Below are 1,427 nucleotides of genomic sequence, written 5' to 3'. Positions count from 1 at the left end.
TTGCTTCAGAACAAACACAGTGGACGCGAGCAACTGAGGACAAGCCCTCGGCCTATTAGTACCAGTCAGCTCCACCCGTTACCGGGCTTCCACATCTGGCCTATCAACCCAGTCGTCTACTGGGAGCCTTACCCTCTCAAGGAGGTGGGAACACTCATCTCGAAGCAGGCTTCCCGCTTAGATGCTTTCAGCGGTTATCCTTTCCGAACGTAGCCAACCAGCCATGCCCTTGGCAGGACAACTGGCACACCAGAGGTTCGTCCGTCCCGGTCCTCTCGTACTAGGGACAGCCCTTCTCAATGTTCCTGCGCGCGCAGCGGATAGGGACCGAACTGTCTCACGACGTTCTAAACCCAGCTCGCGTACCGCTTTAATGGGCGAACAGCCCAACCCTTGGGACCGACTCCAGCCCCAGGATGCGACGAGCCGACATCGAGGTGCCAAACCATCCCGTCGATATGGACTCTTGGGGAAGATCAGCCTGTTATCCCCGGGGTACCTTTTATCCGTTGAGCGACGGCGCTTCCACAAGCCACCGCCGGATCACTAGTCCCGACTTTCGTCCCTGCTCGACCCGTCGGTCTCACAGTCAAGCTCCCTTGTGCACTTACACTCAACACCTGATTGCCAACCAGGCTGAGGGAACCTTTGGGCGCCTCCGTTACTCTTTAGGAGGCAACCGCCCCAGTTAAACTACCCATCAGACACTGTCCCTGATCCGGATCACGGACCGAGGTTAGACATCCAGCACGACCAGAGTGGTATTTCAACGACGACTCCACAACCACTGGCGTGGCCGCTTCAAAGTCTCCCACCTATCCTACACAAGCCGAACCGAACACCAATATCAAACTGTAGTAAAGGTCCCGGGGTCTTTCCGTCCTGCTGCGCGAAACGAGCATCTTTACTCGTAGTGCAATTTCACCGGGCCTATGGTTGAGACAGTCGAGAAGTCGTTACGCCATTCGTGCAGGTCGGAACTTACCCGACAAGGAATTTCGCTACCTTAGGATGGTTATAGTTACCACCGCCGTTTACTGGCGCTTAAGTTCTCAGCTTCGCCACACCGAAATGTGACTAACCGGTCCCCTTAACGTTCCAGCACCGGGCAGGCGTCAGTCCGTATACATCGCCTTACGGCTTCGCACGGACCTGTGTTTTTAGTAAACAGTCGCTTCTCGCTGGTCTCTGCGGCCACCCCCAGCTCACCAAGTAAATTGGATCACCAGTGATGGCCCCCCTTCTCCCGAAGTTACGGGGGCATTTTGCCGAGTTCCTTAACCATAGTTCACCCGAACGCCTCGGTATTCTCTACCTGACCACCTGAGTCGGTTTAGGGTACGGGCCGCCATGAAACTCGCTAGAGGCTTTTCTCGACAGCATAGGATCATCCACTTCACCACAATCGGCTCGGCATCAGGTCTCAG

The 1,427-nt window shown here is 55.8% G+C and carries 1 rRNA gene; it reads right to left on the bottom strand.

The window, feature by feature from the left end:
- Positions 1-35: 35 nt before the first annotated feature.
- Positions 36-1,427, bottom strand: a 23S ribosomal RNA gene (locus ACFYZA_RS40240); the annotation flags it as partial.

The organism is Streptomyces sp. NPDC001828 (assembly GCF_042892175.1).
In the GTDB taxonomy this organism is placed as follows: Bacteria; Actinomycetota; Actinomycetes; order Streptomycetales; family Streptomycetaceae; genus Streptomyces.
The sequence above is the reverse complement of the archived record's forward strand: the minus strand, read 5'-3'. Positions and strand labels throughout refer to the sequence as shown.